This is a genomic window from Thermobrachium celere DSM 8682 (assembly GCF_000430995.1).
Lineage (GTDB): Bacteria > Bacillota > Clostridia > Clostridiales > Caloramatoraceae > Thermobrachium > Thermobrachium celere.
Map to the genome: position 1 here is coordinate 824,081 of NZ_HF952018.1, position 14,480 is coordinate 838,560.

At 30.3% G+C, this 14,480-nt stretch carries 12 protein-coding genes; all 12 read left to right on the forward strand.

Annotation, left to right across the window (positions count from 1 at the left end; genetic code table 11):
• The first annotated feature begins 5 nt into the window (after positions 1 to 5).
• A complete protein-coding gene (locus TCEL_RS04485; RefSeq protein ID WP_018661571.1) occupies positions 6 to 4,310 on the forward strand; it encodes a PolC-type DNA polymerase III in 4,305 nt (1,434 codons plus the stop codon).
• A gap of 149 nt (positions 4,311 to 4,459) precedes the next feature.
• Positions 4,460 to 4,915: a ribosome maturation factor RimP gene (locus TCEL_RS04490; protein WP_018661572.1), complete on the forward strand. Its 456-nt coding sequence runs from the start codon at positions 4,460 to 4,462 to the stop codon at positions 4,913 to 4,915.
• 2 nt (positions 4,916 to 4,917) lie between these two features.
• Positions 4,918 to 5,976: a transcription termination factor NusA gene (gene nusA / locus TCEL_RS04495; RefSeq protein WP_018661574.1), complete on the forward strand. Its 1,059-nt coding sequence runs from the start codon at positions 4,918 to 4,920 to the stop codon at positions 5,974 to 5,976.
• Between the two features lie 3 nt (positions 5,977 to 5,979).
• A complete protein-coding gene (rnpM, locus tag TCEL_RS04500; protein ID WP_018661576.1) occupies positions 5,980 to 6,246 on the forward strand; it encodes an RNase P modulator RnpM in 267 nt (88 codons plus the stop codon).
• The gene (locus tag TCEL_RS04505) at positions 6,239 to 6,574 is read left to right on the forward strand and encodes a L7Ae/L30e/S12e/Gadd45 family ribosomal protein (protein ID WP_018661578.1); all 336 of its coding nucleotides are present in this window, start codon (positions 6,239 to 6,241) and stop codon (positions 6,572 to 6,574) included. The genes rnpM and TCEL_RS04505 overlap by 8 nt, the downstream gene beginning before the upstream one ends.
• The gene (gene infB, locus TCEL_RS04510) at positions 6,561 to 8,687 is read left to right on the forward strand and encodes a translation initiation factor IF-2 (protein WP_018661581.1); all 2,127 of its coding nucleotides are present in this window, start codon (positions 6,561 to 6,563) and stop codon (positions 8,685 to 8,687) included. The genes TCEL_RS04505 and infB overlap by 14 nt, the downstream gene beginning before the upstream one ends.
• Positions 8,688 to 8,703: 16 nt before the next feature.
• A complete protein-coding gene (gene rbfA / locus TCEL_RS04515; protein WP_018661582.1) occupies positions 8,704 to 9,054 on the forward strand; it encodes a 30S ribosome-binding factor RbfA in 351 nt (116 codons plus the stop codon).
• Positions 9,047 to 10,021 carry a DHH family phosphoesterase gene (locus tag TCEL_RS04520; RefSeq protein ID WP_018661584.1) on the forward strand — a complete coding sequence of 325 codons (975 nt, stop codon included), beginning with the start codon at positions 9,047 to 9,049 and terminating at the stop codon, positions 10,019 to 10,021. The genes rbfA and TCEL_RS04520 overlap by 8 nt, the downstream gene beginning before the upstream one ends.
• Positions 10,018 to 10,875 (forward strand): tRNA pseudouridine(55) synthase TruB, encoded by an 858-nt coding sequence (truB, locus tag TCEL_RS04525; protein ID WP_018661586.1) that lies wholly within the window; start codon positions 10,018 to 10,020, stop codon positions 10,873 to 10,875. Before TCEL_RS04520 ends, truB begins: the two co-directional genes overlap by 4 nt.
• Before the next feature lie 10 nt (positions 10,876 to 10,885).
• A complete protein-coding gene (locus TCEL_RS04530; protein WP_018661588.1) occupies positions 10,886 to 11,794 on the forward strand; it encodes a bifunctional riboflavin kinase/FAD synthetase in 909 nt (302 codons plus the stop codon).
• A 115-nt stretch (positions 11,795 to 11,909) separates the two neighbouring features.
• Positions 11,910 to 12,173, forward strand: coding sequence for a 30S ribosomal protein S15 (gene rpsO / locus TCEL_RS04535; protein ID WP_018661590.1), 264 nt, complete (start codon positions 11,910 to 11,912; stop codon positions 12,171 to 12,173).
• A gap of 185 nt (positions 12,174 to 12,358) precedes the next feature.
• On the forward strand, positions 12,359 to 14,467 hold the full coding sequence (locus TCEL_RS04540) for a polyribonucleotide nucleotidyltransferase (RefSeq protein ID WP_018661591.1): 2,109 nt from the start codon (positions 12,359 to 12,361) through the stop codon (positions 14,465 to 14,467).
• Positions 14,468 to 14,480 lie beyond the last annotated feature (13 nt).

Genomic DNA, 14,480 nt, shown 5'->3' on the forward strand with positions numbered 1-14,480 from the left:
TATATATGTCCAAAGCTTTAAGTGAAGTACTTGCAAATGACATAGAACTTAAAAGATATGATTTTTTAGATAAATTATATATCGAAAAAATTATAATAGATAAAAAAACTAAAAAATATGAGTTTTTTTTAAAATCCTATATTGATACTGATGATAAAATTAAGAACAATTTAATTGATATATTTAAAAGCAAATTTAAAATAGATAATAATTTAGAGTTATATATTGACTACTGTAAAAATTATATTGATATTAATAATATAGATGATAGCAATATAAGATTACTATTGAGGGATATTTTAAAACAATATCCCTCAATATGTTCTGTACTTACTTCAAGTAACATAAATGTTAAAGAGAAATTAATTGAGTTTAAAATAGATAATGAATTTACAGTTAATATGCTTAAAAGTAGACAAATTGATAAATTATTAAAAACTGAGTTATTTAAATTCACAAACGAGCACCTAGAGATCCGTTTTAATTATAGTGAGATAGAATTAGAAGAATATAATAAGATAAAATACGATGAAGACAATAAAATAATTAATCAGTATATTCAAGAATCTAGAGAAAAAAGTGATTATAAGGCTTTAGATAACAATAATAATGTTATTGAAAAAGAGGTAAAAGAAAAAGAAAAAGAGAAAGAAAGCCCATATATATATGGTAAGCCAGTTAAGGCTGATTTTACAAAGATATCAGCAATAAATGAAACATCAGGTGTTGTAGAAATAGAGGGTGAGGTATTTAAGGTAGATATTAAGGAAACAAAAAATGGAAAATTCATTTTTTCTTTTTATATAACTGATTATTCAAGCTCCATAACAGTAAAATTATTCCCTAAAAATGATATTCTAGATAAAGTAAAATCTGAAATATCAGAAGGTAAATATTTAAAAGTAATAGGAGAAGCTACCTTTGATAAATTTTCTAACGAAGTTGTAATAATGGCTAAGTTTATAGATAAAAAGGATCCTATTAAAAGAATGGATACTTGTGATCAGAAAAGGGTAGAGCTTCATCTTCATACTCAAATGAGCGGAATGGATGGAGTAACATCTGCAACAAAGCTAATACAAAGAGCAAAGGAATGGGGACATAATGCAATAGCTATTACAGATCATGGAGTTGTTCAAGCATTCCCTGAAGCTATGGATGCTGCAAAAAAGTATGGAATAAAGGTAATCTATGGAGTTGAGGGATACTTAGTTGATGATGGAGAACCTATTGTATATAATCCGAAGGATGTTTTACTTGAGGATGAATTTGTAGTATTTGATATAGAAACAACTGGATTTAATCCTCAAACAGAAGAAATTATAGAAATTGGGGCTGTAAAGATTAAAAATTATCAAATTGTTGATAGGTTCTCTGTTCTTATAAATCCTCAAAAGGAAATTTCTTTAGAAATAGAAAAACTAACTGGAATTACAAATGAAATGGTTAGTGATAAACAAACAATAGAAGAGGTATTACCAGCTTTTATTGATTTTATTGGTGAAGCTGTTTTAGTTGCACATAATGCTAAATTTGACACTGGGTTCATTAGGGAAAAGTGTAAGAAATTAAATTTGCCATTTAGTTTTTCAATAGTTGATACACTTCCTCTAGCAAGGTGGTTATTGCCAGATTTAAAGAAACACAAACTTAATATAATAGCTGAACACCTAGGAATAAGTTTAGAAAATCATCATAGAGCAGTAGATGATGCTGAAGCTACAGCCCATATATTTTTAAAATTTTTAGATATGCTAAAGGAAAGAGGGGCTAATAAACTTACAGAAGTAAATGAACTCTATAGTGGAAATTTTGATATAAGAAAGGCAGACACATATCATATTGTTATTTTAGTTAAGAACTATCAAGGTTTGTACAATTTATATAAACTAGTTTCTATGGCTCATTGTAATTACTTTTTCAAAAGACCAAGAATACCTAAAAGCTTACTTGAACAGATGAGAGATGGTTTAATAATTGGAACTGCTTGTGAGGCAGGTCAACTTTATAGGGCTATATTAAATAATATGCCTGAGAGAGACATTGAGGAAATTGTAAAGTTTTATGACTACCTAGAAATTCAGCCAATAGCAAATAATATGTTTCTTTATGAAAGTGGTAAAGTAGATAGTGTTGAAAAATTATATGAATATAATAAAAAAATAGTTGAACTAGGAGAAAAATATAACAAACCAGTTGTTGCAACTGGTGATGTACATTTTCTTGATCCACATGATGAGTATTTTAGAAGAATATTGATGGCTGGACAAGGATATGATGATGCAGATAATCAAGCCCCATTATATTTTAAAACAACAAATGAAATGTTGGAAGAATTTAGTTATTTAGGAGAACAAAAAGCTTTTGAAGTAGTAGTAGAAAATCCTAATAAAATTGCAGATATGGTTGAAGAAATTAAGCCAATACCTGAAGAAACATTTCCACCTAAAATAGATGGTGCAGACGAAGAAATTAGAAAAATGACAATGGACAATGCACATAGGATTTATGGGGAAAAACTTCCAGAGGTTGTTGAAAAAAGACTGGAAAAGGAATTAAATTCAATAATAAACAATGGATATGCTGTTTTATATCTAATTGCACATAAATTAGTGGCAAAGTCATTAAGCGATGGGTATCTAGTTGGATCAAGAGGATCAGTAGGATCTTCATTTGTTGCAACAATGTGTGGAATTACTGAAGTAAATCCATTACCTCCACATTATGTTTGTCCAAACTGTAAAAATTCAGAGTTTTTCTTAGATGGAAGCGTTGGATCAGGAGTAGATTTACCAGATAAAAATTGTCCTGTATGTAATACCAAATATAAGAAAGATGGCCATGATATACCTTTTGAAGTCTTTCTAGGGTTTGAGGGAGATAAAGAACCAGATATAGACTTAAACTTTTCAGGTGAATATCAACCGATTGCTCACAAATATACTGAAGAATTGTTTGGAGAAGGACATGTATTTAGGGCAGGAACTATAGGTACTATTGCAGAAAAAACTGCTTATGGATTTGTAAAAAATTATTTAGAAGAAAGAGGTTTAAAGGTTTCTTCTGCTGAGATGGAGAGACTTGTTAGAGGCTGTACTGGTGTTAAAAGAACCACTGGACAACACCCAGGAGGTATAATGGTTGTTCCCAGAGATAAGGAGATTTATGAATTTACACCTATTCAAAAGCCAGCAGATGATATAAATTCAGATGTTACTACTACTCATTTTGATTACCATTCTATAAGTGGTAGATTATTAAAACTAGATATACTAGGACACGACGATCCAACAGTTTTAAGAATGTTGCAGGATTTAACTGGTATTGATCCAAAAGAAATTCCTCTGGATGATAAAAATGTTATAAAACTATTTACATCAACAGAGCCTTTAGGGATTACACAAGAAGATATAAATTGTGAGGTTGGAACTTTGGGATTACCAGAGTTTGGAACCAAATTTGTTCGTCAAATGTTGATTGATACACAACCTCAAAATTTTTCTGATTTGGTTAGAATTTCTGGTCTATCACATGGTACTGATGTATGGTTAAATAATGCTCAAGATATTATTAGACAAGGTTTAGCTACTCTTAAAGAAGTTATATGTACAAGAGACGATATAATGCTTTATTTAATTTATAGTGGTGTACCACCAAAAACTGCTTTTAATATAATGGAAAGAGTAAGAAAAGGTAAAGGCTTAAGGGATGAGGATATTGAAATAATGAAACAAAATAATGTGCCAGATTGGTATATCCAATCATGTAATAAAATAAAATACATGTTCCCTAAAGGCCATGCAGTTGCATATGTTATGATGGCAGTTAGAATTGCTTACTTTAAAGTTTATTATCCTGAAGCCTACTATGCTACTTATTTTACAGTAAGAGCAGATGATTTTGATGCTGACTTAATTGTAAAGGGTGAACGAGCTATAATTAGTAAAATAAAAGAGATAGAAGCATTGGGTAATAATGTTTCTCAAAAGGATAAAGGATTACTGACTATATTGGAAATAGCTCTTGAAATGTATAAGAGAGGATTAAAATTTATACCTGTTGATCTATATAAATCAGATGCAACTAAGTTCTTGATTACTGAGGAGGGAATACTGCCTCCATTTAGAGCCTTACAAGGTGTAGGTGAGAATGCAGCAAAAAATATAGTTGCTGCAAGAGAACAAGGGCCTTTTGTTTCAAAAGAGGATTTAAGAATAAGAGCAAAGGTATCAAAAACAGTAATAGAAATATTAGACTCACATGGATGTCTAAAGGGATTACCAGAAACAAATCAACTTTCTTTGTTTTAACTTGAAATAATTTCATTATAATGATATAATAACTTTAGACTAAATACTTGGTTTTCAGAGTGGGCAAAACCCACTCTATATTTATGTTTTTTGTATACTGTGAATTATTTTTTGATGTATACAAAAAATAGAAACAAAGGAGGGATAAAATGATTAATAAAATTGAGCAACAAGTAGAAAAAATCGCAAAACCTATTGTAGAGTCATACAATTGTGATTTTATAGATGTTGAATTTTTAAAGGAGTCAGGTGAATGGTATCTTAGGGTTTATATAGATAAAGAAGATGGAGTAACCTTAGATGATTGTGCAAAAATAAGTAGAGTTTTAAGTGATGAATTAGATAAGGTTGATCCTATTGAATTTAGTTACTTTTTAGAGGTATCATCTCCAGGTGAAATGAAATTATTAGAAGATGATAAGAGCTTTAAAAAAGCCATAAATAAAATAGTTAAAGTAAGACTAAATGACGAGAATTATACAGCAATCTATGGCAAATTAATAAACTATAGTGAAAACAATATTGTTATAAACGTTGATGACGAAGAAAAGAATATAAGATTTGATGATATTTATTTCATTAGGTTGAGTGGAAAGGGGAGATAAAAATGAATTCTGTTGAATTAATCGAAGCTCTAAAGGCAATAGTACAAGAAAAAGGTATTGATGAAGACATAATATTTAATGCATTAGAATCTGCTCTAGTAGCTGCCTACAAAAAGAATTATGGAACATCACAAAATGTTAAGGTAACAATTAATAGAGAAACAGGAGAAATACATGTTTATGCTCAGAAAAAGGTTGTGGAAGATGTATATGACAATCTATTAGAAATAAGCCTTGAGGATGCTAGAAAAATAGATGTAAGATACAACCTTGATGATGTAGTTGATATTGAAATAACTCCAAAGGATTTCTTAAGAGCTTCGGCGCAAGTAGCAAAACAACGTGTAATACAAGAGATCAGGGAGCAAGAGAGAAAAATTTTATATGAAGAATTTATACAAAAAGAAAATGACATTATAACAGGTATTGTTCAGAAAAAGGAAAATGATAAAGTTTTAGTAGACATCGGCAAAACAGAAACTCTTCTAAATGCTAGTGAGCAAATGCCAAATGATACATATAGCCACGGTGAAAGATTAAAGTTCTATGTTGTGGAAGTTAAAAAGACAACTAAAGGACCAAATATAATTATATCAAGAACGCACCCAGGCTTAGTAAAAAGATTGTTTGAGCTAGAAGTACCAGAGATATACGAAGGTATTGTGGAAATAAAGAGTATTGCAAGAGAAGCAGGTTCAAGAACAAAAATTGCAGTTCATTCCAGAGATGAAAATGTAGATGCGACAGGTGCTTGTGTTGGACCAAAAGGAGTAAGAGTTCAAAATGTTGTTAATGAGTTAAGAGGAGAAAAAATTGATATAGTTAAATGGAGTAAAGATCCTGTTGAATTCATTCAAAATGCATTGAGTCCAGCTAAGGTTGTTAGTGTAGAAATAATAGATGAAAAAGAAAGAATCGCAAGAGTTATTGTTCCAGATTATCAATTATCATTAGCAATAGGTAAAGAAGGTCAAAATGCTAGACTTGCTGCTAAATTGACTGGTTGGAAGATAGATATAAAAAGTGAGTCCCAAGTCCAAGAATTGAATAAGGAGGAATGATTAATGAAAGTAAAAAAAATTCCTCAAAGAATGTGTCTTGGATGTATGGAGATGAAGCCTAAGAAGGAACTTATAAGGGTAGTTAGAAATAAAGAAGGCGAAGTAAAATTAGATTTAACTGGTAAAGCACCTGGTAGAGGAGCATATATTTGTAGAAGTGTTGAATGTTTTGAAAAGGCTTATAAGGGCAAAAAATTTGAAAAAGCGTTGGAAGTAAACATTTCTCCTGAAGTTTATGAAAAACTAAAGGAGGAGTTGCAACGTGGATAGTAAGCTTTATAACTTTTTAGGGCTTATACAAAAATCAGGTAATTTAACCTCAGGTGATGATGGAGTTGAAATAGATATAAAAAAGGGTAAATGTAAGCTCTTGATTATATCAGAAGATGCCAGTGAAAATACTAGAAAGAAGTTTCAAAATATGGCAAATAACTATGGTGTTCCATATGTTATATTTGGAACTAAAGATGACATAGGACATTTTATAGGGAAATCAATGAGATCGGTTTTATCTATAAAAGACAAAAACTTAGCAGATGCATTTATTAAGAAGTTAAGAGAAAATACCAGTGGGGGTGACAATATTGTCAAAGATTAGAGTTTATGAGTTAGCTAAACAAATCAATAAAACTAGTAAAGAAGTTATTGAGCTTTTAAGTAAAGAGTTTGGTATAGAAGTAAAAAATCACATGAGTGTGATAGAGGGAGAAGATGCAAATATAATAAAGGAATATATAGAAGAACTAAATAAAAAGAAAGATGAAGATAATTCAAGTCTTCAGGAGCAACAACAAGACCAAAGTGCTCATAAAGATGAACATGCTGATGACCATGAATATGATGACTTAGGTTTGATGGATGATAATTATACGAAAAATGAAAAGATTAGAAAGAAACAAAGAAACGAGAATATAAAGCACAAACAAATTAAAGAAAAAAATAAGGTAGTTGAAGAAGAAATAGGAATTGTTGTTATTCCACCAACTATTAAAGTAGGAGATTTTGCTCAAAAGATAAAGAAGCCAGTAGCCGAAATAATTAAAAAGTTAATTTTAAAAGGTATAATGGCCTCAATAAATCATGAAATAGATTTTGAAGTAGCTGAAAAAATAGCAGAAGAATATAACATATTATTAGAAAAGGAAGAAGTAAAGGAAAAGGAAGAAGTTCTAATTAATGATTTTGAAGATCGTCCAGAGGATATGGTTCCAAGACCACCAGTTGTAACTGTAATGGGACACGTTGACCACGGTAAAACATCACTTCTAGATGCTATAAGAAATTCTAGAGTAGCTGCACAGGAAGCTGGTGGAATTACACAACATATAGGGGCTTATAGTGTTGATGTAAATGGTAATAAAATTGTTTTCCTAGATACACCAGGACACGAAGCATTTACTGCAATGAGAGCTAGAGGAGCAAAAGTTACAGATATTGCTGTACTTGTTGTTGCTGCAGATGATGGTGTTATGCCACAAACTGTTGAAGCTATAAACCATGCTAAGGCAGCAAATGTACCTATTATAGTTGCAATAAATAAAATAGATAAATCAGGTGCTAATCCTGATAGAGTAAAACAAGAATTAACTGAATATGGTTTAATTGCTGAAGATTGGGGTGGAGACACAATATGTGTCCCTGTATCAGCACATACTCATCAAGGAATTGATACATTACTTGAAATGATATTACTAGTTGCAGAAATGCAAGAGCTTAAAGCTAATCCAAATAGAGCAGCAAAGGGTACAATAATTGAATCAAAACTAGATAAAGGTAGAGGACCTGTGGCAACAGCATTAATTCAAGCAGGAACTTTAAAGGTTGGAGACGCAGTAGTAGCTGGAACTGCTTATGGTAGAGTAAGAGCAATGATGGATGATAAAGGTAGAAAAGTGAATAAAGTAGGTCCATCAATGCCAGTTGAGATTTTAGGTTTATCAGAAGTGCCAAATGCAGGTGAAAAATTTTACGTTGTTGCAGATGAAAAAACAGCACGTGAAATTGCAGAAATAAGAAAAGAGAAACAAAGACAAGAGATGTTTGCATCAAGTGCAAAAGTATCATTACAAGATTTATTCTCACAAATTAAAGAAGGTAAAGTGAAAGTTTTAAATATAATTGTAAAGGCTGATGTTCAAGGATCAGTTGAGGCAATTAGACAATCATTAGAAAAGCTTTCAAATGATGAGGTTAAGGTAAAAGTTATCCATGGTGCAGTAGGAGCTATAACTGAAACTGACGTTACACTAGCATCAGCTTCAAATGCTATAATAATAGGTTTTAATGTAAGACCTGATAGTATGGCTAGGCAGTTAGCAGAAAAGGAAAATGTTGAAATTAAGACATACAGAATAATTTATGAAGCTATAGATGATATAACAGCAGCTATGAAGGGTATGTTAGATCCTGAATATACTGAAGTAGTAACTGCAAGATTACAAGTAAGACAAACATTTAAAGTATCATCAATTGGTACAATTGCTGGATGTTATGTTGAAGAAGGAAAAGTTAATAGACATGATAATATAAGAGTTATTAGAAATGGTATAGTAATATATGAAGGAAAAATATCATCATTAAAGAGATTTAAAGATGATGTTAGAGAAGTTGCTGCTGGATATGAATGTGGTCTTACAATTGAAAAGTACAATGATATAAAAGAGGGAGATATTTTTGAAACATATACAATGAAGGAAGTAGAGCGCAAGTAAAAGAGGTGTATAAATTATGGCGTTTGAAAGAAATAGTAGGCTTTCTGAGGAAGTAAAAAAGGTATTAAGTAATATAATTCAGTATGAGTTAAAGGATCCAAGAATTCCACCTTTAACATCAGTAACTCGTGTTGATGTTACAAAAGATTTAAGATATGCAAAAGTTTATATTAGTGTTTTTGGAAATGAAGAGATGAAAAATAGTTGTATTGATGGATTAAAGAGTGCAGCAGGTTTTTTAAGGAGAGAGCTTGGAAGCAGAATTAAGATGCGCTATACTCCTGAATTAATATTTGAACTTGACCATTCAATAGAATACAGCATGAAGATAAATGATCTTCTAAGGGAGATAAACAAAAATGATTGATATAGAAAGATTAAAACTAGTTATAGAAACTAAAAATACTTTTGCAGTTGTATCCCATACATCACCTGATGGTGATAGTATGGGTTCTATTCTAAGTTTTTATAATTTTTTAATTGAAAAAGGAAAAAGAGTGGATGTATTCGTTGAAGGTCAAGTTCCTAGAAAGTACTTATATCTAAATGGTGCAAATGAGATTAAAAATGTTGATTTGGCGCAGGAATCATATGATTGTCTTATAGTGTTGGATTGTGGTGATTTAGATAGATTAGGTGAATGTATGCCCCTAACAGAAAAATGCGATTTAATAATTAACATAGATCATCATATTACAAACACTAGGTTTGGTAATATAAATATCGTAGACAGTAATGCTTCTAGTGTTGGAGAAATGCTATATGATATTTATTTACAATTAGGACATAATATATCAAAAAATATTGCTGAGTGTTTGTATACATCAATAGTTTCGGACACAGGTGGATTTAAATTTTCCAATACAACATCAAAAACTATGAACATTGTATCTAAGTTATTAGAAAAGGATATTGATTTTACTTCAATTTATTATAGATTGTTCGATCAAAAAACATTAAATGGAATTAAATTAACATCTTTAGTTGTGTCAACTTTAAGAACCTACTTAAATGGTAAAGTAGCTATAATGAATTTAACAAAAGAAATGCTTGAATTATCCGGTGCTACCGAGGATGAAGCTGGTGAGCTTGTTAATATAGCTAGAGATATTGAGAATGTTGAGGTTGGAGTACTTATTAAAGAAATTGATAAAAATGTATATAAAATAAGCCTGAGATCAAAAGATTATGTAGATGTAAAAGATATAGCTCTAAAATATGGTGGTGGAGGGCATGTTAAAGCCGCAGGATGCACTATTAAAGATAAGACTATAGAACAGATTGAGACTATATTATTAAAGGATATTGAAAAGAGTTTGGGTGAAGTAATATGAATGGAGTTATAAATATATTAAAACCACCAGGTATGACCTCATTTGATGTTGTAGCATACTTAAGGAAGAAATTGAATGTAAAAAAAATAGGGCATACAGGCACACTTGATCCAGGAGCAGCAGGAGTTTTACCAATATGTATTGGAAAGGCAACAAAGATTGTAGACTACTTAACTGCACAAGACAAGAAGTATATATGCGAAATATGCTTTGGTGAAACAACAGATACATATGATAAATATGGAAATGTAGTTAGAAGATATGAGAAGGATTTTACACTTGATTATCAAAAATTAAATCAAATAATAAAGAGTAAATTTATAGGAGAGATTGAACAGGTACCTCCTGCGTATTCTGCAATAAAAATTAATGGAATGAGAGCATATGATTTAGCAAGAAAGGGTCATGAATTTGAAATTCCTAAGAGAAAAGTGATTATATATAACATAGATATTATAGATGTTTATAGCAAAAGAGCATTATTAGAAGTTCATTGCTCAAAAGGAACATATATAAGAAGTTTATGTTATGATCTAGGGGAATGTTTAGGATATGGTGCATATATGGGTTTTCTTCTTAGAACACAAACAGGAAAATTTAAATTAGATGATTCATATGTTTTAGAGGAAATAAATAAAGAAAACATAAATAATATTATGTTAACTGTAGATAAACTTTTAGATTATGATTCTTTAAAATTAGATATTGATGAATCTAAAAAGTTTTGTAATGGAGTTATTTTAAGTAAAAGACACAAAGATGGTATGTATAAAATATATAATTACAAAAGTGAATTTTTAGGTATTGGAAATATTAATAATAATAAATTAAAGCCAGAAAAAATTTTTGTATAAGGTGTTAAAAATGATAGTGATAAATGATGACATAAAAAACATTGAATTAGGTTATGAAACAAGTATTGCATTAGGAATGTTTGATGGGCTTCATATTGCCCATCAAAAAATTATAAAAAAAGCAGTAGAATGGGCAAATAAAAATAATACAAAAAGTGTTGTATTAACATTTGACAAGCATCCAGAAGAGATTTTATTTAATTTAAATCAAAAGATAATTATGGATAACTATACAAAAGCACGTTTAATTCAAAATTTAGGTGTAGATAACTTGATATTACTAAAAACTGATTTAGATCTATTAAATTTAGATTATAAATATTTTATAAAGTTTATTTGTGAAAAGTTAAAGGCAAAGTTTATCGTTTGTGGTTTTGATTATAGATTTGGTAAAAAAGCACAAGGAACTGCTTCAAAATTAATTGAATTAAGTAAGATATATAATTATGATATTGATGTTATAGATGAAGTTAAAATAGATAATTATAAAGTATCAAGTTCAATAATTAGAGAAAAGCTAAGTTGTGGATTAATAGATGAGGTGAATAATTTATTAGGTTATAACTTTTGTATTTATGGAAAAGTTGAAGGTGGAAATAGAATAGCAAGGGAATTTGGATATCCAACAGCTAATGTATACATTGATGACAATCTAGCTATTAAAAATGGTGTATATATTACCACAACAATAGTTGATGATAAAGAATATAAATCAATTACTAATATAGGATATAAACCAACTTTTAATCATAGAGGAAGGGTATTAGAAACCCATATATTTGACTTTAATAAAGATCTGTATAATAAAGATATATGTGTTAAATTTAAAAAGTTTATTAGGGATGAACAGAAGTTCAATAGTGTTAGCGAATTAAAAAACAGAATAGAAAAAGATGTTTTATTAGCAAAAAATATGTGAAACATATTTACAACAATAGATTGTTTTGATATAATCTGTCTGTAACCTGTGCAAAGTTATCGTAGCACCGGCGTTAACCTTGCACTAGGGGTTAATAAATTAGGAGGTGTAACAAATGGATAAGGTTAAGAAGCAAGAGATTATCAACAAGTACCAAAGACATGAAGGCGACACTGGATCACCAGAAGTTCAAATCGCATTATTAACAGAAAGAATCAACCATTTAACTGAACACTTAAAGGTTCATAAACATGACCATCATTCAAGAAGAGGTCTTTTAAAGATGGTTGGTAAGAGAAGAGGACTTCTAAACTATCTAATGAAGACTGATCTTGAAAAGTATCGTCAAATAATTGCTGATCTAGAAATCAGAAAATAATTCCTTAAAAATAGAGCGGTTTATCCGCTCTATTTTTTAAACTTGTAAAAAATCATTAAATTTTTAATTTTAAAAGATTATATCAATATGTACAATATATGGTATAATAAAGTTGTGAAAAAATGTTTTAAATTATATTTTTTATGAAATAATAAATAAAGAGGATAATGAAGGGAGGCTATTTGATGCATAATGTTTTTACAACAACATTTGCGGGAAGAGAAGTAAAAGCTGACATAGGAAAATATGCATTGCTTTCTAATGGTGCTGTTTTATTAAGTTATGGTGAAACAGTTGTATTAGTAACAGCAAATGCATCTGAGGAACCAAAAGAAGGAGTAGATTTTTTCCCGTTAAGTGTTGATTATGAAGAAAGGTTATATGCAGTAGGAAAGATTCCAGGAGGTTTTATAAAGAGGGAAGGAAAACCAACAGAAAAGGCTATATTGTCTGCTAGAGCTATAGACAGACCGATTAGACCTTTATTCCCAAAAGGTTATAGAAATGATGTTCAAGTTATATGTACAGTTCTTTCTGTTGATCCAGATAATCCACCTGAAATTGTTGCAATGAATGGTGCTTCATTAGCTTTATGTATATCAGATATACCATTTGAGGGACCTTGTGCAGCAGTTTTAGTTGGTAGAATTGATGGTCAATTTATTGTTAATCCAACTGCAAAAGAGAGAGAACAAAGTGATCTACATCTAGTTGTATCAGCAACAAAAGAAAAGGTAATGATGATTGAAGCAGGTGGAAAAGAAATACCAGAAGATGTAATGATTGATGCTATAATGTTTGGATTTAAAGCATGTCAAGATTTAATAAAATTTCAAGAGGATATAACTAAACAATGTGGAAAAGAAAAGAAAGTTCCTGAACTATACAAAGTTCCAGAGGAAATAGAAACAGCAGTTAGAGAATATGCAACTGATAAATTATGGGAAGCACTTCAATATACAGATAGACAAGAAAGACAAGAAAAAGTTGATCAAGTTAAAGAGGAAGTGTTTGCTCATTTTGCAGAAATATTTGAAGAAGCAGAAAAAGATATAGATGATGTTATGTATAGAATAATGAAGGAACATGTTAGAAGAATGATATTAGAAGAAAAGAGAAGACCTGATGGAAGAAAATTTGATGAAATAAGACCATTATATTGTGAAGTTGGAATTTTACCAAGAACACATGGTTCAGGTTTATTCCAACGCGGACAAACTCAAGTTTTAACTGCAGCAACTTTAGGAGCTTTAGGAGATGTACAAATACTAGATGGGCTAGGAGATGAAGAATTTAAGAGATATATGCATCACTATAATTTCCCACCATATTCTACTGGGGAAGTTAAGTTCTTAAGAGGACCTGGTAGAAGAGAAATAGGTCATGGTGCATTAGCAGAAAGAGCACTAGAGCCTGTTATTCCACCAGAAGAAGAATTTCCTTATACTATAAGATTAGTTTCAGAAGTATTAAGTTCTAATGGTTCAACATCTCAAGCCAGTGTTTGTGCAAGTACTTTAGCTTTAATGGATGCTGGTGTACCAATTAAACGACCAGTTGCAGGTATCGCTATGGGATTAGTTACTGATGAAGAATTAACAAGAGCAGAAATTTTAACAGATATTCAAGGCATTGAAGATTTCTTTGGAGATATGGATTTTAAAGTAGCTGGTACAGAAAAGGGAATTACTGCAATTCAAGTTGATACAAAACTAAAAGGATTAACAGAAGATATTATAAGAAGAGCAATTAAACAAGCAAGAGAAGCAAGAATGAAGATACTTGATACGATGTTAAAAGTAATACCAGAACCAAGAAAAGAACTTTCAAAATATGCGCCTAGAATAGTTCCAATGATAATTGATCCTGATAAAATAAGAGATGTTATAGGTCCAGGTGGAAAGACAATTAATAAAATAATTGCTGAAACAGGTGTAAAGATCGACATTGAAGATGATGGAAGACTATACATATGTGCGCCAAGTATAGAAGCTGGAGAGAGAGCAAAGAAAATTATTGAAGGAATAACAAAAGATGTACAAGTAGGTGAAATATATTTAGGTAGGGTAAACAGAATTACACAATTTGGTGCATTTGTTGAAATACTACCTGGAAAAGAAGGATTGGTACATATTTCAAAATTGGCTCATGAAAGGGTAAATAAAGTTGAAGATGTAGTTAATGTTGGAGATGAAATATTAGTTAAGGTTACAGAAATAGATAGCCAAGGTAGAATAAATTTATCAAGAAAAGATGCAATTAAAAAGGAAAAAACTGAAGATAACAAAGAATAAGGCTTTTTATAAG

What these genes read in the sequence shown, in the direction of transcription:
- TCEL_RS04485 (WP_018661571.1), top strand. Translation starts at nt 6, where the DNA reads ATGTCCAAAGCTTTAAGTGAAGTACTTGCAAATGACATAGAACTTAAA.
- TCEL_RS04520 (WP_018661584.1), top strand. Translation starts at nt 9,047, where the DNA reads ATGATTGATATAGAAAGATTAAAACTAGTTATAGAAACTAAAAATACT.
- TCEL_RS04490 (WP_018661572.1), top strand. Translation starts at nt 4,460, where the DNA reads ATGATTAATAAAATTGAGCAACAAGTAGAAAAAATCGCAAAACCTATT.
- TCEL_RS04540 (WP_018661591.1), top strand. Translation starts at nt 12,359, where the DNA reads ATGCATAATGTTTTTACAACAACATTTGCGGGAAGAGAAGTAAAAGCT.
- rnpM (WP_018661576.1), top strand. Translation starts at nt 5,980, where the DNA reads ATGAAAGTAAAAAAAATTCCTCAAAGAATGTGTCTTGGATGTATGGAG.
- nusA (WP_018661574.1), top strand. Translation starts at nt 4,918, where the DNA reads ATGAATTCTGTTGAATTAATCGAAGCTCTAAAGGCAATAGTACAAGAA.
- TCEL_RS04530 (WP_018661588.1), top strand. Translation starts at nt 10,886, where the DNA reads ATGATAGTGATAAATGATGACATAAAAAACATTGAATTAGGTTATGAA.
- rpsO (WP_018661590.1), top strand. Translation starts at nt 11,910, where the DNA reads ATGGATAAGGTTAAGAAGCAAGAGATTATCAACAAGTACCAAAGACAT.
- truB (WP_018661586.1), top strand. Translation starts at nt 10,018, where the DNA reads ATGAATGGAGTTATAAATATATTAAAACCACCAGGTATGACCTCATTT.
- rbfA (WP_018661582.1), top strand. Translation starts at nt 8,704, where the DNA reads ATGGCGTTTGAAAGAAATAGTAGGCTTTCTGAGGAAGTAAAAAAGGTA.